The sequence below is a fragment of the Mesorhizobium sp. M1406 genome, from assembly GCF_040317555.1.
GTDB lineage: Bacteria > Pseudomonadota > Alphaproteobacteria > Rhizobiales > Rhizobiaceae > Mesorhizobium.
Genome location: NZ_JAMYKW010000016.1, coordinates 1 through 23019, shown reverse-complemented (window position 1 = coordinate 23019; position 23019 = coordinate 1). Strand labels below are relative to the sequence as shown.

General features: G+C 63.4%; 23 protein-coding genes. 17 read left to right on the top strand and 6 right to left on the bottom strand.

Annotated features, from left to right (window positions below; genetic code table 11):
- Positions 1-23: 23 nt before the first annotated feature.
- The 3 genes from NKH03_RS15780 to NKH03_RS15770 form a co-directional block, all read right to left on the bottom strand.
- Positions 24-563, bottom strand: coding sequence for a copper chaperone PCu(A)C (locus tag NKH03_RS15780; RefSeq protein WP_352880706.1), 540 nt, complete (start codon positions 561-563; stop codon positions 24-26).
- A 97-nt stretch (positions 564-660) separates the two neighbouring features.
- Positions 661-1017: a DUF2946 family protein gene (locus NKH03_RS15775; protein WP_352969114.1), complete on the bottom strand. Its 357-nt coding sequence runs from the start codon at positions 1015-1017 to the stop codon at positions 661-663.
- Between the two features lie 116 nt (positions 1018-1133).
- Positions 1134-2036 carry a GntR family transcriptional regulator gene (locus NKH03_RS15770; RefSeq protein ID WP_352870015.1) on the bottom strand — a complete coding sequence of 301 codons (903 nt, stop codon included), beginning with the start codon at positions 2034-2036 and terminating at the stop codon, positions 1134-1136.
- A gap of 228 nt (positions 2037-2264) precedes the next feature.
- Between NKH03_RS15770 and NKH03_RS15765 the strand changes: the two genes are divergently transcribed.
- The 6 genes from NKH03_RS15765 to NKH03_RS15740 all read left to right on the top strand — a co-directional run bounded on the left by NKH03_RS15765 (position 2265) and on the right by NKH03_RS15740 (position 9927).
- Positions 2265-3770, top strand: a complete 1506-nt coding sequence (locus NKH03_RS15765) for a UxaA family hydrolase (protein WP_352969112.1) — start codon at positions 2265-2267, stop codon at positions 3768-3770.
- Positions 3771-3831: 61 nt separating this feature from the next.
- Positions 3832-4830 (top strand): aldo/keto reductase, encoded by a 999-nt coding sequence (locus NKH03_RS15760; RefSeq protein ID WP_352969110.1) that lies wholly within the window; start codon positions 3832-3834, stop codon positions 4828-4830.
- A gap of 327 nt (positions 4831-5157) precedes the next feature.
- On the top strand, positions 5158-6150 hold the full coding sequence (locus tag NKH03_RS15755) for an ABC transporter substrate-binding protein (protein WP_352870020.1): 993 nt from the start codon (positions 5158-5160) through the stop codon (positions 6148-6150).
- Between the two features lie 169 nt (positions 6151-6319).
- Positions 6320-7873 (top strand): sugar ABC transporter ATP-binding protein, encoded by a 1554-nt coding sequence (locus NKH03_RS15750; RefSeq protein ID WP_352969108.1) that lies wholly within the window; start codon positions 6320-6322, stop codon positions 7871-7873.
- Positions 7870-8835: an ABC transporter permease gene (locus tag NKH03_RS15745; protein WP_352870024.1), complete on the top strand. Its 966-nt coding sequence runs from the start codon at positions 7870-7872 to the stop codon at positions 8833-8835. Before NKH03_RS15750 ends, NKH03_RS15745 begins: the two co-directional genes overlap by 4 nt.
- A 72-nt stretch (positions 8836-8907) precedes the next feature.
- A complete protein-coding gene (locus tag NKH03_RS15740) occupies positions 8908-9927 on the top strand; it encodes a zinc-binding alcohol dehydrogenase family protein (protein ID WP_352969106.1) in 1020 nt (339 codons plus the stop codon).
- 155 nt (positions 9928-10082) lie between these two features.
- On the opposite strand, the gene phnF is transcribed toward NKH03_RS15740, so the two are convergent.
- Entirely contained in the window at positions 10083-10832 is a 750-nt protein-coding gene (gene phnF, locus NKH03_RS15735; protein WP_352870047.1) for a phosphonate metabolism transcriptional regulator PhnF, read from the bottom strand.
- 120 nt (positions 10833-10952) lie between these two features.
- Between phnF and phnG the strand changes: the two genes are divergently transcribed.
- From phnG to phnE (NKH03_RS15680), 11 genes are all read left to right on the top strand, one after another.
- A complete protein-coding gene (phnG, locus tag NKH03_RS15730; protein WP_352969104.1) occupies positions 10953-11414 on the top strand; it encodes a phosphonate C-P lyase system protein PhnG in 462 nt (153 codons plus the stop codon).
- Entirely contained in the window at positions 11414-12025 is a 612-nt protein-coding gene (gene phnH / locus NKH03_RS15725) for a phosphonate C-P lyase system protein PhnH (RefSeq protein ID WP_352969102.1), read from the top strand. The genes phnG and phnH overlap by 1 nt, the downstream gene beginning before the upstream one ends.
- 1 nt (position 12026) lies before the next feature.
- On the top strand, positions 12027-13139 hold the full coding sequence (locus tag NKH03_RS15720) for a carbon-phosphorus lyase complex subunit (protein WP_352969101.1): 1113 nt from the start codon (positions 12027-12029) through the stop codon (positions 13137-13139).
- Positions 13136-14047 (top strand): alpha-D-ribose 1-methylphosphonate 5-phosphate C-P-lyase PhnJ, encoded by a 912-nt coding sequence (locus tag NKH03_RS15715; RefSeq protein WP_352969099.1) that lies wholly within the window; start codon positions 13136-13138, stop codon positions 14045-14047. Before NKH03_RS15720 ends, NKH03_RS15715 begins: the two co-directional genes overlap by 4 nt.
- On the top strand, positions 14044-14820 hold the full coding sequence (phnK, locus tag NKH03_RS15710; RefSeq protein WP_023760811.1) for a phosphonate C-P lyase system protein PhnK: 777 nt from the start codon (positions 14044-14046) through the stop codon (positions 14818-14820). The genes NKH03_RS15715 and phnK overlap by 4 nt, the downstream gene beginning before the upstream one ends.
- A gap of 3 nt (positions 14821-14823) precedes the next feature.
- Positions 14824-15531, top strand: coding sequence for a phosphonate C-P lyase system protein PhnL (gene phnL / locus NKH03_RS15705; RefSeq protein WP_352870037.1), 708 nt, complete (start codon positions 14824-14826; stop codon positions 15529-15531).
- The gene (locus NKH03_RS15700; RefSeq protein WP_352969097.1) at positions 15528-16145 is read left to right on the top strand and encodes a DapH/DapD/GlmU-related protein; all 618 of its coding nucleotides are present in this window, start codon (positions 15528-15530) and stop codon (positions 16143-16145) included. The genes phnL and NKH03_RS15700 overlap by 4 nt, the downstream gene beginning before the upstream one ends.
- A gap of 276 nt (positions 16146-16421) precedes the next feature.
- Positions 16422-17279, top strand: a complete 858-nt coding sequence (gene phnC / locus NKH03_RS15695; protein ID WP_352969095.1) for a phosphonate ABC transporter ATP-binding protein — start codon at positions 16422-16424, stop codon at positions 17277-17279.
- Between the two features lie 172 nt (positions 17280-17451).
- Entirely contained in the window at positions 17452-18360 is a 909-nt protein-coding gene (gene phnD, locus NKH03_RS15690) for a phosphonate ABC transporter substrate-binding protein (RefSeq protein WP_352969093.1), read from the top strand.
- Positions 18361-18418: 58 nt separating this feature from the next.
- Positions 18419-19375: a phosphonate ABC transporter, permease protein PhnE gene (gene phnE, locus NKH03_RS15685; protein WP_352969091.1), complete on the top strand. Its 957-nt coding sequence runs from the start codon at positions 18419-18421 to the stop codon at positions 19373-19375.
- Complete coding sequence (gene phnE / locus NKH03_RS15680; RefSeq protein WP_352969089.1) at positions 19376-20743, top strand: phosphonate ABC transporter, permease protein PhnE; 1368 nt, start codon at positions 19376-19378, stop codon at positions 20741-20743.
- 80 nt (positions 20744-20823) lie between these two features.
- Here the strand turns inward: phnE (NKH03_RS15680) and NKH03_RS15675 are convergent, their stop codons facing one another.
- Together NKH03_RS15675 and NKH03_RS15670 are read right to left on the bottom strand one after the other, a co-directional pair.
- Positions 20824-21675, bottom strand: coding sequence for a sugar phosphate isomerase/epimerase family protein (locus tag NKH03_RS15675; protein ID WP_352969087.1), 852 nt, complete (start codon positions 21673-21675; stop codon positions 20824-20826).
- A gap of 34 nt (positions 21676-21709) precedes the next feature.
- Positions 21710-22897 carry a Gfo/Idh/MocA family protein gene (locus NKH03_RS15670; protein ID WP_352867697.1) on the bottom strand — a complete coding sequence of 396 codons (1188 nt, stop codon included), beginning with the start codon at positions 22895-22897 and terminating at the stop codon, positions 21710-21712.
- Positions 22898-23019 lie beyond the last annotated feature (122 nt).

The following is a 23019-nucleotide window of genomic DNA, read 5'->3' as shown; positions in this document are numbered from 1 at the left end:
ATCTTCAAAATTTGTCTAACGGATCAATTGGCATGATCATCCATGGCGCCACCACCCATGCCTTCGACGGCGAAATCGACGCTGACGGCGCCGGCCTTCTCGAAGGTCAGCGTGGCGGAAAACTTTTCGCCCTGCTTTGGTTGCCGCTTCAGGCCGACGAACATCAGATGATAGCCGCCAGGAGCCAGCGCCACCTTGCCGCCGGCCGGAATTTCCAGCCCGCCGGCAACCGGCCGCATGGTCATCACGCCGTCCTTGACGCCCATCTCATGCATCTCGGCCTTTTCAGAAACATCGGAGGAAATCGACAGCAGCCGGTCCGGCGCGCTGCCATTGTTGGTGATGGTGAAATAGCCGCCGGCGACCTTGGCGCCGGCCGGCGTGGCGCGCGACCAGGGGTGGCCGATCTCGATATCGCCGAGCTTGAATTCATGTGCGAAGACGGGATGGGTGCCGACGAACAGCAGCGCAAAAGCCAGCACGGCAATGCCAAGACGCCCTTCGACGCTGCGTAAAATGCTGCCGAGCACAGGACGCGCGGCGATGCGGAAAAAATGGGACATGGTTGCTCCATGAAGTGATGGTCGCGCCGTTGCCGGTCGCGGACAGTTTGATCTTTGGATGGGTAAGCCCACGAAAGTATCCGCCGGGCAAACAGGCTCAGGCCGTCAGCGGCGGCGCGCGCGGGTTCGACGGCGAGCGCTCACGCGCGAAGTCGAGATGGATGGCAGCCGGGAAGACAAAGGCGACCGTTTCAAAGGAAAGGCCGCCCAGTGCAAGCCCGGCATCGGGCGGCGGCGCAAAGGCCGGCGAAAACATGGTGCAGCCGAGCACGCAGCATGCCGGCAGATGAGACGGCGGCGGGCTGCCGCCGGGAAGCTGGGTTGCGCCCTCTCGGGTACAGATGACATTGCCGAAGGCATCGAGTTGCGATGCATTGGTACCGGCACCGAAGGCGAATGCGCCAAGCGTCGACTGGAGCAACAGCAGGTAGGCCGCGACAAGCGCGACCGACATGCTCCATCGTCTCCTCGATACGCCCAAAGCCCTGCCTCTTCGCAGCAACGCAACATTCCTAGCATGAGGCCGGCGGGTGGAAAATCTCCAAATCGCTGCTGCGGCAACGCGGCATATCAAGGTTTTTGTGTAGACCGGCTTTCCGGGATCGAAGTCAGCAAGGTCTGGCGCGCTGACTTCAGATGCTTGCGGCAAGCGGCGTCGACCTTGCCGAGGTCGCGCGATTTGAGCGCCTCGATATAGGCCAGATGCTCACCGATCGCGACTTCGTTGCGTTCGCGCTCCTGCGCCTTGTTCCACTGGTAGTGGTAGTGGAAGATCATGGCGATGACGTCGTAGAAATCGACAATGAAGCGGTTGCGCGATGCGCGGTGGATGAGCCGGTGGAAGCGCTCGTCAAGCTCGGAGAATTCGTTGAAACGGGTGACGATCTCGCTTGCCAGCCGGCGATGGTCGTCTTCCAGACGCTCGAGATCGCTCCAGACCGCGCTGTCCTGCGGCAGAGCGGCGAAGGCCGCCGCCGAGCGCAGTTCGAACATCTCGCGGATTTCGGTCAGCTCCAGCGCGAAGGCGCGCGTAAACCCCTTAAGTACCCAATGGCTGTTGCGGCGCTTCTCGATCAGGCCGAAGCGGGAGAAGCGGATCAGAAATTCGCGCACGCTGGTGGTGCCGACGCCGATCTCGCGCGCCAGTTCAAGTTCGTTGATCTGCATGCCTGCCTCGGCGCCGCCGGCGAGCAGCCTGCGCATGAACGATCGCTCGATGATCTCGGCCAGCGTGTCGGTTTCTTCCTCGGGGAAGAAATCATCGGGACGCGGTTCGCGCAGCACCGTCTTGGCGCGCTTGTTCCAGGCGATCAGCCCGGTCTCTTCCATGCGCGCAAGGATCGTCCGCACCGTGGTACGGCTGACGCCAAGCAAGGTGCCCAGTTCCGGCTCCGAAGGCAAGCTGCGCGTTTCGTCGAGCAGCCGCAGGCAGCGGTTGTAGGCATCCTTGTAGACGTTGTTGCTTTTCGACATCCTTGACCCGTTGCACGCCGTCGCTTGCGGCGGCCGGTTTGAAGCGCGATATGACGTTCCCGTGACCCTGAAAAGCGAAATCGCTGTCCGGAACACCCAAGGACATGCGGAACTCCCCAGCGAAAAAACAATTGACGCAAAACTGTTTTTTCACGATAAAAGACATTATCTCTAAACAGGCGCGTGTCAATCCGTCCGCGCATCCCAGGATCACCCAGGAAACCGCCCGTGAACGCCTCCAACTGCATCCTCCTGTCCCCCGCCGACAATGTCGCCGTCGCCAACGGCCGCATCGAGATCGGCACCGTGCTGCCGGGCGGCGCCGTCGCCGCCGCTTTGATCGAACCTGGCCACAAGGTGGCGATCAAGCCGATCGCCGCCGGCGAGGCCGTGATCAAATACGCGCAGGCGATCGGCCGCGCGACACAGGATATTGCAGCGGGCGAGCACGTTCATTCGCATAATCTGGTTTTCGAATCCGGCCGCTTGCCGGTCGTGCCGCCGAGCGAGGCCGAGCACGCGACGGAAGCGGACCGCGCCCGCACCTTCATGGGGTATCGCCGCGCCGATGGCCGCGCCGGCACACGCAACTTCATCGGCATCGTCGCCAGCGTCAATTGCTCGGCCACCGTCTGCCATTCGATCGCCGATACCGCCAACCGAACCCTGCTGCCAATATATCCCGGCATTGACGGCTTCGTGCCCATCGTTCACGGCCAAGGCTGCGGCATGAGCGCCACCGGCGACGGCATGATGGTGCTGCACCGCACGCTTGCCGGTTATGCCCGCCACCCGAATTTCGGCGGCGTGCTGATGGTCGGCCTCGGCTGCGAGGTCAATCAGCTCACCCTCTATGGCCAGAAGGGCGTCGCTGCCGGCAAACGCCATTTCAACATCCAGGACGCAGGCGGTTCGCGCAAATCGGTCGAAAAGGCGATGGGCGTGCTGGCCGAGATTGCCGAGGAAGTCGGCCAGCTGAAGCGTGAGCCGATCCCGGTCAGCGAGATCGTCGTCGGCCTGCAATGCGGCGGCTCCGACGGCATGTCGGGCATTACAGCCAATCCGGCGCTGGGTGCTGCCGTCGACATCCTGGCCGGCGTCGGCGGCATCGGCATCCTCTCCGAGACGACGGAGATCTACGGCGCCGAACATCTGCTCGCCTACCGCGCGGCAACGCCGGAGATCGCGCAGAAGCTCGATGGCTTCGTGAAGTGGTGGGAAGATCACGTCGCCAAGCACGGCGCCTCGATCGACAACAACCCCTCCCCCGGCAACAAGCGCGGCGGCCTCACCACCATCCTGGAGAAGTCGCTCGGCGCGGTCGCCAAGGGCGGCCAGACACCGCTCAACGGCGTCTTCGGCTATGCCGAAAAGGTCACCGGCAGTGGCTTGGTGTTCATGGACACCCCCGGCTACGACCCGGTCTCGGCGACCGGCCAGGTGGCGGGCGGCGCCAACATCATCGTCTTCACCACCGGCCGCGGCTCCTGCTTCGGCTGCCGGCCGACACCGTCGATCAAGGTCGCCACCAACTCGACCATGTACCATCAGATGGAAGAGGACATGGACGTCAACTGCGGCGTCATCGCCTCCGGAGAAAAGACAATCGCCGGCATGGGCCGCGAGATATTCGAACTGATCGTCGAGACGGCTTCCGGCCGCAAGACCAAGAGCGAGGATTTCGGCTATGGCGACAACGAGTTCGTGCCCTGGCACCTAGGTGCGACGCTTTAGTTTCCACTGATATCTGAAGATGGCCAGGCCGGACAATGGTCGGGAACGGGGAGGTTTTCGCATGAACAAGCGCCGCATCGGTCGCACCGCACTGGAGGTCACCGAGGTCAGCTTTGGCGGCGCAGCGCTCGGCGGCCTCTACCGCGCCTGTCCTCGCGAAGCCGCGATGGAGACGCTGCAAGGCGCCTGGGAAGCCGGCGTGCGCTATTTCGACACTGCACCCTTCTACGGTTTCGGCCTGTCGGAACGACGCTTCGGTGACTTCCTGCGCTATAAGCCGCGCGATTCCTACGTGTTGTCCACCAAGGTCGGCCGCCTGTTCCGCCCGGTGCCGGATGATCATGTTCCCGATCACTCCTATGTCGATCCGCTGCCCTTCGCGCTCGACTATGACTATTCCTATGACGGCATCATGCGCTCGGTCGAGTTCAGCTATGCCCGGCTTGGCCTGAACAAGATCGACATCCTGTTCGTCCACGATATCGGCGCTTACACGCACGGCGTCGAGAAGACCAAGCTGCACTTTCGCGATCTGATGGATGGCGGCCTCAAGGCGCTCGAAGAGCTGAAGCGATCCGGCGTCATTTCCGCCTATGGGCTCGGCGTCAACGAGGTGCGGATCTGTCTCGACGTGATGCGCCGGGCACCGCTCGACTGCATCCTGCTCGCCAGCCGCTATTCCCTGCTCGATCGCAGTGCCGAACCGGAGTTGCTGCCGCTGTGCCGGGCGCAACAAACGTCCTTGGTCATCGGCGGCGTCTTCAACTCCGGCATCCTTGCGACCGGGCCGGTGCAGGGCGCGCATTTCGATTACCGCCCTGCCAACCATGACGTGCTCGACCGCGTCGGCGCGATGGAAAGGATCGCCGCCGAGGGCGGTTATCCGCTGGCCGCCGCCGCGTTCCAGTTCCCGCTGCGTGAACCAGCGGTCGCCACCGTGCTGACCGGCACCGCCAAGCTGGCAAACCTGACGCGCAACCTCGAACTGCTCGACATCGACGTGCCGGAGGCGGAATACGCCAGATATCGCCCCTATACGCTGGTGCAGGAGCTGGCGTGAAATTCGCATCCACCCCAGTGAACAATGCCCAGGGCTCACATTCTTGCGATCCCATGAAAGAATGAACATTCCATATTGACGAAGATGTGGAATTAATATTCCATGCATTCGCGGAACGGAAACGGAAGCGCTTGACGACGGCAAGGGAGCGCGATGGATTTGCCTCTGCCAGCCTTCGCGATGACTCGTCAAACACCGCTTGCATCGGCTGGTTCGATGCACTATCAAAACATCGCAACTGTTTTTTATTGATAAAGTTCTGTTTGGGCCACGCCTATCCGGACGGAGCTTCCGTGACGTTCACCGGGCGACTTAGGGAGGAACCACATGAAATTCGTGACCAGCATTCTCAACCGCCGCGCCGTCATGGCGCTGGCAGCAGCTTCGATGCTCGCCGGCGTCATGCATTCGGCGCCGGTTTCGGCGGCGGACGTGACCATTCCGATCATCGTCAAGGACACCACGTCCTTCTATTGGCAGATCGTTCTGGCCGGCGCCCGCAAGGCCGGCAAGGATCTCGGCGTCAATGTGCCGGAGCTCGGCGCCCAGGCTGAAACCGACGTCAACGGCCAGATCTCGATCCTCGAGAACGCCGTCGCCGGCAATCCGGCGGCCGTCGTCATCGCGCCGACCGAAGCCAAGGCGCTCGGCAAGCCGATTGACGAGGCCGCCACCAAGGTCAAGGTCATCGGCATCGACTCCGGCGCCGACTCCAAGGCCTTCACCTCGTTCCTGACCACCGACAATGTCCAGGGCGGCCGCGTCGCTGCTGACGGTCTGGCCGCAGCCATCGGCGAAGCCAATGGCGGCAAGATTGAAGGCAAGGTCGCCTTGATCACCGCACTTCCCGGCGCCGGCTCGCTCGAACAGCGCGCCCAGGGCTTCAAGGAACAGCTCAAGGCAAAATATCCTGGCCTCGAGTTGGTCGCCGACAAATATGCCGACGGCCAGGCCACGACCGGCCTCAACATCGCGACCGACCTGATCACCGCCAATCCGGATCTGAAAGGCATCTTCGCTTCCAACCTGATCATGGCGCAGGGCGTTGGACAGGCGATTGCCGAGAACAACCTTTCCGGCAAGGTCGGATTGGTCGGCTTCGACAGTGACGAGAAGCTGATCAAGTTCCTCAATGACGGCGTCATCTCGGCTCTCGTCGTGCAGGATCCCTACCGGATGGGCTACGACGGCATCAAGACCGCGCTCGCCGCCTCGAAGGGAGAAAAGGTCGAGGCCAATGTCGACACCGGCGCCAATCTGGTGACCAAGGCCAACATGAAGGACCCGAAGATCGACGCGCTGCTCAACCCGAAGCTCTAAGCCGTCGCATTCAAATCATCTCCGGGGCGCAGGCCCCGGAGACTTCCGCTGCCGGCACAAACGGCTTGGCAATCCACAAGCCTGGGCTAGGCTGTTTTCGGGGCATATCCTTGCCTCGCCGCGTGCCAATCGTGAGGCCGATCTGGGAGGCCAATCTGGGAGGATTGTCATGACATCGACGGCGCAGGAACTGCATCCGGCACCCGTGCTGGAACCGGGGCGGACCATCCTCGAATTGCGCGGGCTGGAGAAGCGTTATCCCGGCACCCACGCACTGAAACCGGTCAATCTCGCCTTCAAATCCGGCGAAATCCACGCCATCGTCGGCGAGAACGGCGCCGGCAAATCCACGCTCATCAAGCTTTTGACCGGCGTCATGCCGCGCACCTCCGGAGAGGTCATCTGGGAGGGCCAGCCGGCTGCTCTGGCGACGCCGCACGAGGCCATGGCGCTCGGCATCAACGCCGTGCACCAGGAAGTCGTGCTCTGCCGGCACCTGACGGTCGCCGCCAACATGTTCCTCGGCGAGGAGAATTCCCGCTTCGGCATCCTGCAGCAACGCGCCATGGTCAAGGAAGCGCAGAAGATCATCGACGATCTCGGCTTCGACCTGCCGGCACACGTCACGCTCGGCGACCTGACCATCGGCCAGCAGCAGCTGATCGCCGCCGCCCGCGCCACAGTGCGCGGCACCAAATTCCTGATCTTCGACGAGCCTACCGCCTACCTCACCCGCAAGGAGACTGATCAGCTCTTCACCCTGATCCGCCGGCTGAAGGGCGAGGGCGTGACGATCATCTACATCAGCCACCGTATGGAAGAGGTGTTCGAACTCGCCGACCGCGTCTCGGTACTGCGCGACGGCACGCTGGTCGGCACCCGCAACATCACCGAGACCAACGACGCCGAGCTGGTCAAGATGATGATCAATCGCTCGATCGAGCAGATCTATCACAAGGAACATTTTACGCCCGGCGCGGCGATCCTCCAAGCCACGAACCTCTCCGGCAAGGGGTTCGAAAATGTGTCGATGACGGTCCGCGCCGGCGAGATCGTCGGGCTCTACGGCCTGATCGGCGCCGGGCGCAGCGAGTTCGTCACCACGCTTTACGGCCGCCACCGTAAATCGGCCGGCCAGATTCTCTGGGAAGGCAAGGAGGTTCAGGTCAATTCCGAGCATGACGCGATCAAGCTCGGCATGGCGCTGGCGCCGGAAAGCCGCCGCGACCAGGGCCTCTGCCTCAACCTGCCGGTCGGACTCAATCTCAACCTGCCGATCTACAAGCGCATTTCGAACAACCTGCTGATTTCGAGCGCGCAGGAAAAGACGCAGGCCGATCGCCAGATCGCCGATCTGCGCATCAAGACGCCGACGCGCGGCGCGCTGGCGTCCAGCCTGTCGGGCGGCAACCAGCAGAAGATCGTCATCGGCAAATGGCTGGCCCACGGCGCCAAGCTGTTCATCTTCGACGAGCCGACGGTCGGCGTCGATGTCGGAACCAAGGCCGAGATCTACCGTCTGTTCGGTGCGCTGCTGTCGAAGGGCGCAGGCATCATCCTGATCTCGTCCTATCTGCCGGAAGTCTACGAACTCGCCGACACGCTGCATGTGTTCCGGCGCGGCAAACTGGTGGCGACACACGGTTTTCGCGCCGCCAGCCACGAGGACATTCTCACGCAGGCGCTCGCCGAGAAACAAGAAAAGCAGGGAGGACAGATATGAGCACCGAGGCGATTGCTGTCGAAAAGCCGAAGCGCAACTATAACGTCCTGTTTGGGCTGACGCTTTTGGCGCTGCTGGTGCTGCTGTGGATCGTGCTTTCAGTGGCGACGCCGAGCTTCGCCTCCGGCAACAACATCGCCAACCTTTTGCGCCAAGGCTCGATGATCGCCATCATGGCGGTCGGCCAGACCTTCGTCATCATCACCGGCGGCATCGACCTGTCCGTTGGCGCCGTTGTCGGCTTCGCCACCGTGGTCGTCGCCATGATGATCAACGCCGGCTTCCCGATCTGGCTCGCAATTCTGGTGACATTGCTGGTCGGTGTCGCCATCGGCATGTTTCACGGCTTCGGCATAGTCAAGATGGGCCTGCCGCCGTTCATCATCACGCTGGCGACGCTGACCTCGCTGCGCGGCATCGGCCTTTTGATGACCAACGGCAATTCGATCAACATCAACAGCGACACCTTCACCGCGTTCTCGCGCAGTTCCTTCATCGGCATCCCCAACCTGTTCTGGATGGTGATCCTGGTCGGCATTCCGGCGTATATCTTCCTGCATCACAGCCGCTGGGGCCGGTACCTGTTTTCGGTCGGCTCCAACGCCGAGGCGTCGCGCCTGTCCGGCGTCAATGTCCAGCGCACCATCTACATGGCCTACACGCTGTCCGGCCTCTGCGCGGCGTTCGTCGGCGTGTTGCTGGCCGCCCGCATCGGCATCGGCAACCCGACCCAGGCCGAAGGTTGGGAGTTGCAGGCGATCGCTTCGTCGGTGATCGGCGGCACCTCGCTGTTCGGTGCCGTCGGCTCGGTTCATGGGCCGCTGCTTGGTGCCTTTATCCTGGCCACCATCAACAACGGCGCCAATCTGCTCAACGTCAACTCGTTCTGGCAGCGCATCATCACCGGCGCGCTTATCATCATCATCGTCTACTTCGACGGGCTGCGCCGTCGCGGCAAGTAGGCCGAACCCAAATCGGTCGCCGGCCCGACATGACTGCCGGGCCGGCGATTTCACTACAGACTGGAATTGCGCATGAAAGCCGTTGTTTGCCGCTTACCCGGCGATCTTGTTGTGGAAGACCGTCCAGCGCCCGGCGCGCCACCTGCCGGCTGGGCACTGGTGGCCGTCAGCCATGTCGGCATCTGCGGCACCGACTACCATATCTTCGAGGGCAAGCACCCGTTCCTCGCCTATCCCCGCATCATGGGCCATGAAGTGGCGGGAACAATCGTCGAGACCGGTGAAGGTGTCGATCTTGCCGTTGGCGAACCGGTCGTCATCAACCCCTATCTTTCCTGCGGCAAGTGCATCGCCTGCCGGCACGGCAAGCCGAATTGCTGCGTCAGGATCGAGGTGCTCGGCGTGCATCGCGACGGCGCCATGTGCGAACGCATCCTGGTGCCGGCGCAAAATCTCTATCCCACCAATGGCCTGTCGCTGGCGGACGCCGCCGCCGTCGAGTTCCTGGCCATCGGCGCGCATGCCGTGCGGCGTGCACGCGCCGATTCCGGCGCACGCACGCTGGTCATCGGCGCCGGCCCGATTGGGCTCGGCACCGCCATCTTCGCCCGCATCGCCGGTCTCGATGCGACGCTGCTCGACATGAGCAGCGAAAGGCTCGCCTTCGCCGCGAACGAGCTTGGCTTCCAAACCCTCGACGGCTCGCGCGGCGCGGTGCCCGATCTGGTCAAGGAGGCGACATCAGGCGAAGGTTTCGATGTGGTCTTCGATGCCACCGGCAACACCCAGTCCGTGCAGTCGGCCTTCGCCCATGTCGCGCATGGCGGAACATTGGTGCTGGTCAGCGTCGTCAAGGACGACATCAGCTTTTCCGATCCGGAATTCCACAAACGCGAGATGACGCTCATCGGCAGCCGCAACGCGTTGCGCGCCGACTTCGATCACGTCGCCGCCTCGATCCGCAACGGCGCCGTGCCGCTGGCCAAGCTCGTCACCCACCGCACCACGCTGGCCGGCACGCCGCACGATCTCGCCCGCTGGGCGCACGAGAAATCCGGCCTGATCAAGGCCGTGATCGAGGTGGGGTCATAACACGGCAGGCGGTGAACCCGGTCCGAATTGACGACGCCCCGCGCAGATCGAAGCCGGTTCTCAAATGCGCCGACGCTGACAGGTGAGCGCGACCGAACTGGCCTGATATCAGCGTGAGTCAGATAAATCACAGTCTCGTATAAGGTCGGCACTCCCTACAGAGCTGACAATTTGAGTTCGATGCGCTCGGCCGGGAAGCGCGACTCGGAAAACTGGATCGGCTGGCCGTCCGGCGTGACATTGACAGCGACCGTGACCAGCACGATGGCGCCCGGCTGCAGGTCGAGGTCGGCAAGGTCCGCCGCATCGGCATGGCGCGCCGACAGCACGGTCGATTGCCTGAGATAATCGTCGATGCCGAAACGGGCCAGCGACGCGGTGATCGAACCGGTCTCGGCCATGGCGGCATCGATGCCGGCAAAGCGCCTGGCATCGAACCAGCCGGCAGCGCGCGACACCGGCCGCCCATCGGCTTCGCCGCGCGTTTCCAGGCGGATCACGTCGGCCCCCTTGGCGAGCCCCAGCCCCTCGGCAACGCGCTGGCTGGCCGGCTCGACCGAGGAGGCAAGCAGGACGATGTGCCGTTCCGACGTCTGCCCTTGCAGGCCTGTCGAAAAGCGTGTGCGCGCGCCGATCGGATAGGACAGCCGCTTGCGCGACCGCACGAAGGTGCCACGCCCCTGCTCGGCCCGCAGCACCCCTTCCTGCACAAGGGCTGATATGGCGCTGCGCACCGTGTGGCGGTTGACGCCATAGCGCTCGGCCAGTGCCACCTCCGGCGGCAGCGCTGCGTTTTCGGCGAAATCGCCGATGGCGATCGCCTGTAGGATCTTGTCGGCGATCTGCCGCCACAGCGAAACGCCGCTGCGTCGCTCGATGCTGTCCGCTGCCAGCCGCCCGACCATTGATTGCCCCCAGCCTTTTAGCCCTGTCATCCACCCGTCATGGACTCGCGCTAGATAATGGGTATAATTTGTATAGTTGTCTATATCAATAGACGAATTTGGCCACAAGGACTATTGCTCATGCGAGGACAGGAAGCCCGCGACCAGGCCGAGCGCAAGGCCGCCATGGCAACACTGGCGCAATCCAGCGCCGATGACATCGTGCGGCTCTGGAACGAGGCCGGACTGCCTTCGGAAGCAGAACTGCTGCGCGGCCCCGAAACCGGCGTGGTCACCGTGCGCGGCCGCATCGGCGGTGGCGGCGCGCCCTTCAATGTCGGCGAGGCGACCGTCACCCGCGCCACCGTCCGGCTGCCGTCCGGGCAGGTCGGCCATTGCTATGCGCTTGGCCGCGACAAGCAGAAGACAAGGCTTGCGGCCATCGCCGACGCACTGTGGCAGGACCCGGCCCGCCGCAACGAGGTCAAAACCAGGCTGATTGCCCCTCTCCGGTCGGCCCTGACCACCGTCCATGAAAAACGCCGCGCCGAGACGGCGGCAACGAAGGTGGATTTCTTCACCATGGTTCGCGGAGAAGACTGATGGACATCGCAGCCCAATCGATAGACGGCGGTTTCGCCGATCCGGTCTTCAACGCACAGACCGTGTTCCGCGCCGTCATGGACGCAATGGCGCGGCCGGGCAGCGTGCAGCCGCTGCCGGCCCTCGCCCGCCCGCCGGCGCCGCTATCGGCAACCGCCGGCGCCATCGCGCTAGCGCTTTGCGACAACGACACCCCGCTCTGGCTCGATCCGGCTTTGCAGGCTTCCACTGCCATCAAATCCTGGCTCGGTTTCCACACCGGCGCGCCGCTGGCCAACACACCGGCCGATGCGCATTTCGCGTTTGTTGCAACGCCAGCCGAGATGATGGCGCTCGACGGCTTTTCGCAAGGCACCCAGGACTATCCCGACCGTTCGGCCACGCTGATCCTGCAGATCAGCGATCTCGTCTCCGGCACGCCGCTGTTGCTCGAAGGGCCCGGTATCGAAACCAGCGCCACGATCGCGCCGGCACAGATGCCGCGCCATTTCGTCGAACAGTGGAAGCAGAATATCAAGCGCTTTCCGCGCGGCGTCGACATCATCCTCGCCACATCGGACGGCATTGCCTGCCTGCCGCGCATCACGCGCATCAAGACGACGGAGGCGTAAGATGTATGTCGCGGTAAAAGGCGGCGAGGCCGCAATCGCCAATGCGCACAGCCTGCTTGCCGACCGCCGGCGCGGCGACCGTTCGGTGCCGGCACTCCGCCTCGACCAGATCGTCGAGCAACTGGCGCTCGGCGTCGACCGGGTGATGAGCGAAGGCTCGCTCTATGACCGCGAACTGGCCGCACTCGCTATCGTCCAGGCGCGTGGAGACATGATCGAAGCGATCTTCCTGGTGCGCGCCTATCGCACCACGCTGCCGCGCTTTGGCTACACCAAGCCCATCGACACCGCCAACATGCTGGTCGAGCGGCGTGTGTCGGCGACCTATAAGGACCTGCCCGGCGGCCAGTTGCTCGGCCCGACCTTCGACTACACCCACAGGCTGCTCGATCCCGAGCTTGCCGGTGGCGCTGATGTTGCCGAACCCTTGCTGCGCGAGACGGAAGCGCAAGCCATGCCGCGCGTCTCGGCGATCCTCGCCCGCGAGGGCCTGATCGAGCCGGACGGCGACATGCCGCAGGATCACGTCCCCGGCGACATCACCCGCGAGCCGCTGGAATTTCCGATGGCGCGCGACATTCGCCTGCAGGCGCTGTCGCGCGGCGATGAGGGATTCCTTCTGGCGCTCGGCTATTCCACCCAGCGCGGCTATGCCCGCAACCATCCCTTCGTCGGCGAGATCCGCATCGGCGAGGTCGAGCTCGAGCTCGACGTGGCCGAACTGCCCTTCGCGGTGCCGCTCGGCATTGTCCGCGTCACCGAATGCCAGATGGTCAACCAGTTCAAGGGGTCGGCCAAGGCGCCGCCGCAATTCACCCGCGGCTACGGCCTCGTCTTTGGCCAGAGCGAGCGCAAGGCGATGGCGATGGCGCTGTGCGACCGCGCTCTTCGTGCGACAGAACTCGGCGAGGATGTCGTCGCGGCCGCCCAGGACGAGGAGTTCGTCATCTCGCATTCCGACAACGTCCAGGCGACCGGCTTCGTAGAACATCTGAAGCTGCCGCACTATGTCGACTTCCAGGCCGAACTCGACCTCGTGCGCCGCATGCGCGCCGAATACGACGCGCGTGAGAACCCTGCGAAGGTCGAAGAGAAAAGGGAGGCCGCGGAATGACCGCTCAACCGACAGACATCGCCACCTACAACTTCGCCTATCTCGACGAGCAGACCAAGCGGATGATCCGCCGGGCGATCCTCAAAGGCATTGCCATTCCCGGCTATCAGGTGCCGTTCGCCTCGCGCGAAATGCCGATGCCCTATGGCTGGGGCACCGGCGGTGTCCAGGTCACCGCTTCGATCATCGGCCCCGACGATGTCTTGAAGGTGATCGACCAGGGCGCCGACGACACCACCAACGCGGTGTCGATCCGTGCCTTCTTCAAGAAGGTCGCCAATGTCGCGGTGACCACCGATACAGCCAGCGCCACTATCATCCAGACCCGCCACCGTATTCCCGAACATCCGCTCACCGCGGGCCAGGTGCTTGTCTACCAGGTGCCGATCCCCGAACCCCTGCGCTTCCTCGAACCGCGCGAGACCGAAACGCGCAAGATGCATGCTCTGGAGGAATATGGCCTGATGCACGTCAAGCTCTATGAGGATATCGCCAAGCACGGCCGCATCGCCACCACCTATGCCTATCCGGTCAAGGTCGAGGGCCGCTACGTGATGGACCCGTCGCCGACGCCAAAATTCGACAATCCCAAGATGCACCGCTCGCCGGCACTGCAGCTGTTCGGCGCCGGCCGCGAAAAGCGCATCTATGCGGTGCCGCCCTTCACCGCCGTGGTCAGCCTCGACTTCGAGGATCATCCGTTCGAAGTGCAGACCTTCGACCAGCCCTGCGCGCTGTGCGCGGCCGAGAATGTCTATCTCGACGAGGTCATTCTCGACGATCACGGCGGCCACATGTTCGTCTGCTCAGACACTGACCACTGTGAGAAGCGGCGGGCGGACGGCCATCGCGGCCATCTTGCCCCTGAAACTCATCTTGCCCCAGGGAATATGGAGCCGGCGCGATGACCGACGAACCGCTGCTGCGCGTCTCCGCGCTCTCCAAATTCTACGGCTCGCGCGTCGGCTGCGACAACGTCTCCTTCGACCTGTGGCCGGGCGAAGTCCTGGCTGTCGTCGGCGAGTCCGGCTCCGGCAAGACGACATTGCTCAACTGCCTGTCGACACGGCTGCTGCCGAGCTCCGGCACCGCCAGCTACCGCATGCGTGATGGCCAGTTCCGCGAGCTCTATCGCATGAGCGAGGCCGAGCGCCGCTTCCTGATGCGCACCGACTGGGGTTTCGTCCACCAGAACCCCGCCGACGGCCTGCGCATGACGGTGTCGGCGGGCGCCAATGTCGGCGAGCGGCTGATGGCGGTCGGCGACCGTCACTATGGCAAGATCCGCGCCACCGCCGTCGACTGGCTGTCGCGTGTAGAGATCGACGAGGACCGCATCGACGACGAGCCGCGCGCCTTTTCCGGCGGCATGCGCCAGCGCCTGCAGATCGCCCGCAATCTCGTCACCGGGCCACGGCTGGTGTTCATGGATGAGCCGACAGGCGGCCTCGACGTCTCGGTCCAGGCGCGCCTGCTCGACCTGCTGCGCGGTCTGGTCACCGATCTTGGTCTGGCGGCCATCGTCGTCACCCACGACCTCGCGGTGGCACGGCTCCTGTCGCAGCGCATGATGGTGATGAAGGACGGCCGCGTCGTCGAAAGCGGTCTCACCGACCGCGTGCTCGACGATCCGCGCGCGCCCTACACCCAGTTGCTCGTTTCCTCGATCTTGCAGGTGTAAATCATGCCAACGCCGCTTGTTGTCTCAGACGTCGCCAAGAGCTTCACCATGCATCTGCGCGACGGCATCAAACTGCCCGTCGTCGCCGGTGTCTCGTTCTCGATCAGGGCCGGCGAATGCACCGTGCTCGGCGGCCCGTCCGGCGCCGGCAAGAGCTCGATCCTGAAGATGCTCTACGGCAACTATGCCGTTGACGAAGGCCAGATCATCGTCAGCCATGATGACGGGCTGATCGACCTTGCCACCGCCAGCCCGCGCACTGTGCTTGCCATACGCCGGCAAACGATCGGCTATGTCAGTCAGTTCCTGCGCACCGTGCCGCGGGTCTCGGCGCTCGATGTCGTCGCCGAACCGCTGGTCGAGCGTGGCGAGGACCGCGAGATTGCCCGCGGCAAGGCACGCGCTTTGCTGGCGCAGCTCAACCTGCCGGAGAAACTCTGGGCATTGCCGCCTGCGACCTTCTCCGGCGGCGAGCAGCAGCGCGTCAACATCGCACGCGGCTTCATCACCGAGCACCCGATCCTGCTGCTCGACGAACCGACCGCTTCGCTCGATGCCAGGAACCGCGACGTGGTGATCGAACTCATCGCCGCCAAGAAGGCGGCGGGTGTCGCCCTGCTCGGCATCTTCCATGACCACGACGTGCGCGAGGCGGTTGCCGACCGCATCATCGACGTCACCGCTTTCGCTCCCGGAAAAATCGCCGCATGACCAAGAAGCTCTCGGAAGCGCCGCTGGTCCACCCGACGGCGGACGTGCAGAACTCGACCCTCGGCCGCTGGACCGAGATCGCCGACCGCAGCCGGGTTTCTGAGAGCGAACTCGGCGACTATTCCTACATGATGCAGGACTGCGCCGTCTGGTGCGCCACGATCGGCAAGTTTTCCAACATCGCGGCAAGCGTACGCATCAACGCCACCAACCACCCGACCTGGCGGCCGACGCTGCACCATTTCACCTATCGCGCCTCGGATTATTGGGACGACGCCGAGCACGAGAGCGAGTTCTTCGCCCAGCGCCGCGCCAGGCGGGTCAACATCGGCCATGACACCTGGCTCGGCCATGGCTCGACCATCTTGCCCGGCGTCACCGTCGGCGATGGCGCCGCAGTCGGCGCCGGCGCCGTCGTCTCGAAGGATGTCGCCCCCTACACCATCGTCGCAGGCGTGCCGGCCAAGCCGATCCGAGAGCGCTTCGACCGCCGCACAGCCGAACGCTACCAGGCGCTTGCCTGGTGGGACTGGGACCATGCCAGGCTACGTGCCTGCCTAGAGGATTTTCGGGAAATGTCCGCCGAGGCGTTTTTGGAAAAATACGAAGGATAGTTCTTCACATCATCGTCATGGCAGCCGCATGGGAGGACCTGTTCGATGACTCTCTCAAGCTCTTCGAGCAGCAGGCTCCCGTGATCGAAAGCAAGGCTACGGCCTTCTGCAGCTTCAGGGACATGGAGCACTTCGAGGAACTGCTGGTCCTGGGCCGACCGTAACTCCACACCTGTGGAGCGTAACAAAACTGACATCACCGCGACACGGCAGGTTCATGTGGCTGCGTTAGGCGAGAGCCTGACGATCAATATGATCCGGACTGGAACCTGCCCCATGCCAGCAATCTCTGCCACGCTCGAAATCCGCGGTGTCAGCCGACGATTTGGCAAGAACACTGCCGTCAACGACATCAACATCGCGATCCCGCAGGGTCAGATGGTTGGCATTATCGGCCGTTCGGGCGCCGGCAAATCAACCCTTCTTCGCATGATCAACCGTCTCATCGATCCCAGCCAGGGGTCGATTTTTTTTGACGGCGCCGAGGTCTCCCAGTTGCGCGGCTCGCCGCTGCGGCGCTGGCAGCGCGACTGCGCCATGATCTTCCAGCAGTTCAACCTGGTACCACGCCTCGATGTGCTGACCAATGTGCTGCTCGGCAAGCTGAACCACCGTTCGACCATTGCCAACCTGTTCGGCATGTTCTCCCGCGCCGAATGCGCCGAGGCGGTCGCGGCACTCGAGCGGCTCGACATCGCCTGCACCGCGCTGCAGCCCGCCGGCACCTTGTCGGGCGGGCAGCAGCAGCGCGTCGCCATTGCCCGGGCCATGATGCAGCAGCCCAGGGTGATCCTTGCCGACGAGCCGATCGCGTCGCTCGACCCGCTCAACGCCAAGGTGGTGATGGATTCGCTGCAGGACATAAATTTGCGCGAGGGCATCACCGTCGTCACCAATCTGCATACGCTGGATACCGCCCGCACCTACTGCAACCGCATCATCGGCATGGCCGCCGGCAAGGTCGTCTTCGACGGCCCACCGGAAGAGCTCAACCGCGAGGCCGTGCGCCTCGTCTATGGCGCCGACAGCAATGGCCAGGAAATCTCAGAGGCCATCACCTCGACCAGCGTTGCCTTCAGCCGAAAGATCGCCGCATCCGCCGGACCGCTCGAACCCGCATTTCCGGGATATTGAGTCCATGATCCCGAAAAGTGGAATCCGGTTTTCTCGGACAAACGGGAACCCGTTTTGTCCGGAGATCATGGACAAACAAGAGAGCGGTCGGGATCGCCAGCCCACGTCAAGGGCAGAGTCAAACTCAAGAACGCTGCCGGCGCGGGGCCGGAACCTACAGGAGAGATATCAGATGTTCAGGAAGATGGTTTTCAGCGCCGTTTCGGTGCTCGCCATGGCGAGCAGCATGGCCCACGCGGCCGATATGAAGGAATTTCGCGTCGGCATTCTCGGCGGCGAAAACGAAACCGACCGGCTGCGCAACTACCAGTGCCTCGCCGACCATTTGAAGACCGAATTCGGCTTCGAAAAGGTCTCGCTGTTCCCCGCCGCCGACTATGATGGCGTCATCCAGGGCCTGCTCGGCGGCACGCTCGACTTCGCCGAACTCGGCGCTTCCGGCTACGCCAGCGTCGTTCTCAAGGATCCGAAGGCGGTCACCCCGATCCTCACCACCCAGCAGACCGACGGCGCCACCGGCTACTATTCGATCGGCCTGGCGCTGAAATCCTCCGGCATCACCGACATCAAGTCGGCCAAGGGCAAGAAGCTCGGCTACGCCGATCCGGATTCGACCTCCGGCTATCTGATCCCGCTGACCCAGATCCCGAAGGACACCGGCGCTTCGAACGAAACCTTCTTCGCCTCGACCCAGTTCAACGGCGGTCACGAGAACAACGTGCTAGCCGTGCGCGACGGCAAGGTCGACGTGGCGGTGGATGATTCCTCCGGCATCGGCGACTTCAAGGACGGCTACACCTCCGGCACCTTCCACAAGGAAGTCGCCAAGGGCGCCGTCGACCCCAACGACTTCGTCGAAGTCTGGCGCTCGGGCCTGATCCCGAACGGCCCGCTGGTCGTGCGCACCGCGCTCGGCGACGACATGACCGCCAAGCTCGCCGACTTCTTCACGCAGTTGCCCAAGAAGGACAAGGCTTGCTTCGAAGGCGTCGAAGGCGGCGATTTTACCGGCTACGTCCCAGTGAAGGCAGACTTCTACAACGTCATCGTCGAAGCTCGTAAGGCAGCCATCGGCGGCTAACGGCAAAAATCAGGAAGGGCGGCGTCGAGAAAACGCCGCCCTTCTTGCATGTCCGATCATGACCCTTTCCGTGACAGCCCCTTCCGGCACCACTCACCAGATGGCCGACGCCTGGCGTCGCCAGACGTCCTTGCGCCGGCTCTACACCGCCATCGGTGTCGGCTTGCTCATTGTCGCGCTCGGCGGCACCATGTGGTTCGCCGACGAGGCCAATGCCGGGCATTTCTTCGACCGGCTGCCGCATTTGCTGGATTTCCTGAGCTGGCTCGTCCCCAAGGACTGGAACGATGTCTGGCGGGCGATGTTCGACATCGCTTCCCCGCATGACACCGGTACCCAGGAATTCAACTTTCCGCTTGGCCGAGCCTATGTCTGGGGCGACTTCTACATCCCCGAATATTTCGAGCTGATGCTGACCACGCTCAACGTGGCGCTGGTCTCGACCTTCATCGGCTTCGTCTTTGCCGTGCCGTTTTCCTTCATCGCGGCGCGCAACCTGACGCCGCATCCGGTGCTGCGGCTGATCGTCAAGCGCTTCATGGAGTTGCTGCGCGCCTTTCCCGAGATCGTCATCGCCGGCCTGTTCGCGGCCATCGTCTCGATCGGCCCGATCGCCGCCATCATCGCCATCGGCCTGCATTCGATCGGCGCGCTGGGCAAGCTGTTCTACGAGATCAACGAGAACATCGACATGCGCGCCGAGGAAGGCCTGAGGGCGGTCGGCGCCAACTGGTTCGAGCGGGTGCGCTTTGCCGGTCTGCCGCAGGTGCTGCCCAACTTCATGTCCTACACGCTGCTGCGCGTTGAAATAAACGTCCGCATTTCCACCATCATGGGCGCGGTCGGCGGCGGCGGCATCGGCGAGGAACTGAAACTGTCCATCTCGCGCGGCTTTGGCGCCAAGACGATAGCCTTGGTGCTGCTCCTGTTCACGACGATCTTTATCGTCGACCAGTTCTCCGCCTGGTTGCGCCGCAAGCTAATCGGCGAGCAGGCTTTTGCTGTGAGTCCGTGAATGACGACGATGACCGCCGATGAAATCCAGTCGATCGAGGAGCGCTTTCCGCAGGTGTTCAAGCGGCCGTTCCAGAAACGCTTCGGGCCGCTGCTGTTGCTCGGCGGGATCTTTTTCTACCTTCTCTACGCACTGTGGTTCTTCAATCTGCCGCAGGTGATGCGGGAATCGCACTGGGAGCGCCTGCCGTTGTTCCTGACCCAGTGGATCAGCTACGACGTGCAGCCGATCTTCCGCCTCGATGAGCCGCAGATCACCGCCAAATACCCACGCTTCTCGGTGCTCGGCCCGAATCCAAATCCGGACTGGGTCAAGACCAATCCGAATGGTTCGGTGACGATCCTGATCGACGGCACCACCAAGTCGATCACCTTCAACAAGACTCAAGCGACGATAATTGCCAACGGTGAGACCGTTGCGGTCGGGCTAGGCACCGGCAAGCCGCTGATCTCCGGACCGGTTCCCGGCTGGATCACGGCGCATGAGGACGAGGTCGTCGCCGACATGGGCTTTGCCGGCGAGGCCCGCGTCGCCGTTGATCGCGTCAGGGTACGCAAGCGCTTTCTCGGCTGGGCGAATTTCATCTTCGACACGCGATCGCCCTTTTTCGGCAAGTCGCCAGACGAAGTCGCTTCGCTGATCGTCTCAGGGCCCGAACTCAAACCCGGCACCTCCAACCTGGCGCTGGCCGGCGACAACATCTGGAACAACGCTCAGTGGCAGCATGGCGATGTCTGGACCAAGCTTGTGCAGACCATCGTCATGGCCTTTGTCGGCACCTTGCTTGGCGGCATCGTCGCCTTCCCGCTTGCCTTCTTCGCCGCCCGCAACATCACACCCAGCCGGCTGGTCAACCAGGTGCTCAAGCGCTTCTTCGACTTCATGCGTTCCATCGACATGCTGATCTGGGCGCTGTTCTTCACCCGTGCCTTCGGGCCGGGACCACTGGCGGGCAGTGCGGCTATCTTCTTCACCGAGATCGGCACGCTCGGCAAAACCTATTCCGAGGCGCTGGAGAACATCGACGACAAGCCGCGCGAGGGCATCATCTCGACCGGCGCCAACGGCCTTCTGGTGCAGCGCTACGGCGTGCTGCCGGAAGTGGTGCCGGTGTTCATCAGCCAGACGCTCTACCAGTGGGAATCCAACACCCGCGGCGCGACCATCATCGGCGCCATCGGAGCCGGCGGCATCGGCCTGAAGCTATGGGAAGCGATGCGCACCAACTCCAACTGGGCCAACGTCTTCTACATGGTGCTGCTGACCCTGGTCGTAGTGTTCGTCTTCGACAACATTTCCAATTTCCTGCGCCGCCGGCTGAGCCAGACCATCCACGACTACAACAGAATCCAGGCCGAGCAGGGATAGTCGGTTCGGCGCCATGAGTGCTGAGGCGAAGCAAGGAGCGAAGCGACGCGGCGCAGACCCGAGGATGACGAAGTGAGCGCTTAGGCCGCTCGTTTCCAACCGTTCCTGATATGCCTATACCCGTCTCGGTAAACCGCCTCCGGGCTCTCGGAAAAATCGCGCCACACCTTGGTCGCCGCCGCCAAATCCTTGAGCGAGCGCCCGAACGCCTCGATCGTCAGCCAGTCGTCATAGCCGCTCTTGCGGATGGCGGAAAAAGTTTCCTTCCACGGAAGGTGGCCGCGCCCCGGCACGCCGCGGTCATTCTCCGAAATATGGATATGCACGACATTCCGGCGGTGTTTCGTGTAGGCGCCGATCGGGTCGGCCTCCTCGATATTGGCGTGGAAGGTGTCGTACATCGCCTTGATATGCGGCCGGTCGATGGCGTCGATATGCTCCGACAGGTCAGCCATCGTGTTGAGGAGATAGCATTCGAAGCGATTGAGTGCCTCGAGCCCGATGGTGACGCCCTTATTGCCGGCATGGTCGCCGATCGCGCGCTGCGAGGCGATCGAGCGCTTCTTCTCGGCGGCCGTCGGCCCGGAGCCGGAAAAGGCACCGAGCGTCGAATGCAGCGGGCCGCTCAGCGTGCTGGCGCCAAGCGCCTGGGCACAATCGATAGCCCATTTCATGTAGTGGATGCCGGCCTTGCGCGTTGCCGCGTCAGCCGCGATCAGGTTCATCGCCGGATCCCCCATGGCTGAAACCGCGGTCCGCTCCAGCCCGATGCGGTCGAGCAGTTCGCCCAGCTTTTTATAGTCGTCGGGCGTGCCGGCGAAGATCGGTATCTCGACGCCATCGAAGCCGGTTGCCTTGATATCCCTGAGCAACGGCTCGTGTTTCTTCGACACAGCCGTCGTCCACAAGAACATGCACATGCCGATCTTCATCGACGCCTCTCCCCCATCTCCCGCGAGGTCGAAGCTATAGCCTCGTCCACGCCCCATTCTTCTTCGACGACTTCACACAGGCCTCGATGAAGGCCATGCCTTCGACGCCGTCCTGAATGGTCGGGAAGACGACATCCTTTGCCGGCTTGCCGCCCTTGCGGCGCGCCGCGCGGATGGCGCGTGCGGCCTCCTGGTAGATGTTGGCGAAACCTTCGAGATAGCCCTCGGGATGGCCTGACGGCACGCGACTGACACGGCCTGCTACAGGCAGCGCGCCGGCGCCATTGCGGGTGAGCAGCTGCTTGGGCTGGCCGAACGGCGTATACCAGAGATAATTCGGATCGGCCTGCACCCATTCCAGCCCGCCCTTCGAGCCATAGATGCGCAGCTTCAATCCATTCTCATGGCCGGGCGCCACCTGGCTGGCCCAGATCATGCCCTTGGCCGGGTGCGTCTTGCCGGCGGGCTTGAAGCGCAGCATGACGTTGACATTGTCATCGAGCAGCCGGCCCGGCACGAAGGCGTCGAGATCGGCCGAAAGCGAATCCAGCTCCAGCCCGGAGACGAAGCGGGCAAGATTGTAGGCATGCGTGCCGATATCGCCCAGCGCACCACCGGCGCCTGCCTGCTTCGGGTCGCCGCGCCACGCCGCCTGCTTCTGGCCTGTCGCCGCCAGGTCCTCGGTCAGCCAGTCCTGCGGATATTCGGACTGCACGATGCGGATGTCGCCGAGCAGGCCCTTGGCGACCATCTCGCGCGCCTGCCGCACCATCGGATAGGCGGTGTAGTTGTGAGTAAGGACAAACACCTTGCCGGTCTTCTCGACCACCGCGGCCAGCTTCTTGGCCTCGGCGAGCGTCGTCGCCAGCGGCTTGTCGCAGATGACGTGAATGCCGGCCTCGAGGAAGGCCTTGGCCGCCGGCACGTGCACATTGTTGGGGGTCACGATGGCCACCGCCTCGATGCCGTCGGGCCGCTTCGCCTCGGCCTTGGCCATGTCGGCATAGGACGCGTAGCTGCGATCAGGATCGAGCCCGAGTTCGGCGGCCGAGGCCCTGGCACGCGCCGGGTCGGATGACAAAGCGCCGGCGACCAGCACGAAGTCATTGTCCAGGCGCGCCGCAATCCGGTGCACCGCGCCGATGAAGGCGCCCTGCCCGCCGCCGACCATGCCATAGCGGATCGGGCCGCCTCCCGTTTCCGACTTCGATGCGCCGACCATGTTTCTTCTCCTAGCTGTTGCTTACCTCCCCCTTGAGGGGCTAGCGTGCGCACACATTTGCTTCGGGTTGATTTTGCGAGGCGAGAACGAAGCCGTCTGTGATGGCGTTGAAGCGTCTGAGG

Bases quoted from the DNA above. Each gene is read 5' to 3' on its own strand.
- NKH03_RS15780 (WP_352880706.1), bottom strand. From the start codon at position 563: ATGTCCCATTTTTTCCGCATCGCCGCGCGTCCTGTGCTCGGCAGCATT.
- NKH03_RS15775 (WP_352969114.1), bottom strand. From the start codon at position 1,017: ATGTCGGTCGCGCTTGTCGCGGCCTACCTGCTGTTGCTCCAGTCGACG.
- NKH03_RS15770 (WP_352870015.1), bottom strand. From the start codon at position 2,036: ATGTCGAAAAGCAACAACGTCTACAAGGATGCCTACAACCGCTGCCTG.
- NKH03_RS15760 (WP_352969110.1), top strand. From the start codon at position 3,832: ATGAACAAGCGCCGCATCGGTCGCACCGCACTGGAGGTCACCGAGGTC.
- NKH03_RS15755 (WP_352870020.1), top strand. From the start codon at position 5,158: ATGAAATTCGTGACCAGCATTCTCAACCGCCGCGCCGTCATGGCGCTG.
- NKH03_RS15750 (WP_352969108.1), top strand. From the start codon at position 6,320: ATGACATCGACGGCGCAGGAACTGCATCCGGCACCCGTGCTGGAACCG.
- NKH03_RS15745 (WP_352870024.1), top strand. From the start codon at position 7,870: ATGAGCACCGAGGCGATTGCTGTCGAAAAGCCGAAGCGCAACTATAAC.
- NKH03_RS15740 (WP_352969106.1), top strand. From the start codon at position 8,908: ATGAAAGCCGTTGTTTGCCGCTTACCCGGCGATCTTGTTGTGGAAGAC.
- phnF (WP_352870047.1), bottom strand. From the start codon at position 10,832: ATGGTCGGGCGGCTGGCAGCGGACAGCATCGAGCGACGCAGCGGCGTT.
- phnG (WP_352969104.1), top strand. From the start codon at position 10,953: ATGCGAGGACAGGAAGCCCGCGACCAGGCCGAGCGCAAGGCCGCCATG.
- phnH (WP_352969102.1), top strand. From the start codon at position 11,414: ATGGACATCGCAGCCCAATCGATAGACGGCGGTTTCGCCGATCCGGTC.
- NKH03_RS15720 (WP_352969101.1), top strand. From the start codon at position 12,027: ATGTATGTCGCGGTAAAAGGCGGCGAGGCCGCAATCGCCAATGCGCAC.
- NKH03_RS15715 (WP_352969099.1), top strand. From the start codon at position 13,136: ATGACCGCTCAACCGACAGACATCGCCACCTACAACTTCGCCTATCTC.
- phnK (WP_023760811.1), top strand. From the start codon at position 14,044: ATGACCGACGAACCGCTGCTGCGCGTCTCCGCGCTCTCCAAATTCTAC.
- phnL (WP_352870037.1), top strand. From the start codon at position 14,824: ATGCCAACGCCGCTTGTTGTCTCAGACGTCGCCAAGAGCTTCACCATG.
- NKH03_RS15700 (WP_352969097.1), top strand. From the start codon at position 15,528: ATGACCAAGAAGCTCTCGGAAGCGCCGCTGGTCCACCCGACGGCGGAC.
- phnC (WP_352969095.1), top strand. From the start codon at position 16,422: ATGCCAGCAATCTCTGCCACGCTCGAAATCCGCGGTGTCAGCCGACGA.
- phnD (WP_352969093.1), top strand. From the start codon at position 17,452: ATGTTCAGGAAGATGGTTTTCAGCGCCGTTTCGGTGCTCGCCATGGCG.
- phnE (WP_352969091.1), top strand. From the start codon at position 18,419: ATGACCCTTTCCGTGACAGCCCCTTCCGGCACCACTCACCAGATGGCC.
- phnE (WP_352969089.1), top strand. From the start codon at position 19,376: ATGACGACGATGACCGCCGATGAAATCCAGTCGATCGAGGAGCGCTTT.
- NKH03_RS15675 (WP_352969087.1), bottom strand. From the start codon at position 21,675: ATGAAGATCGGCATGTGCATGTTCTTGTGGACGACGGCTGTGTCGAAG.
- NKH03_RS15670 (WP_352867697.1), bottom strand. From the start codon at position 22,897: ATGGTCGGCGCATCGAAGTCGGAAACGGGAGGCGGCCCGATCCGCTAT.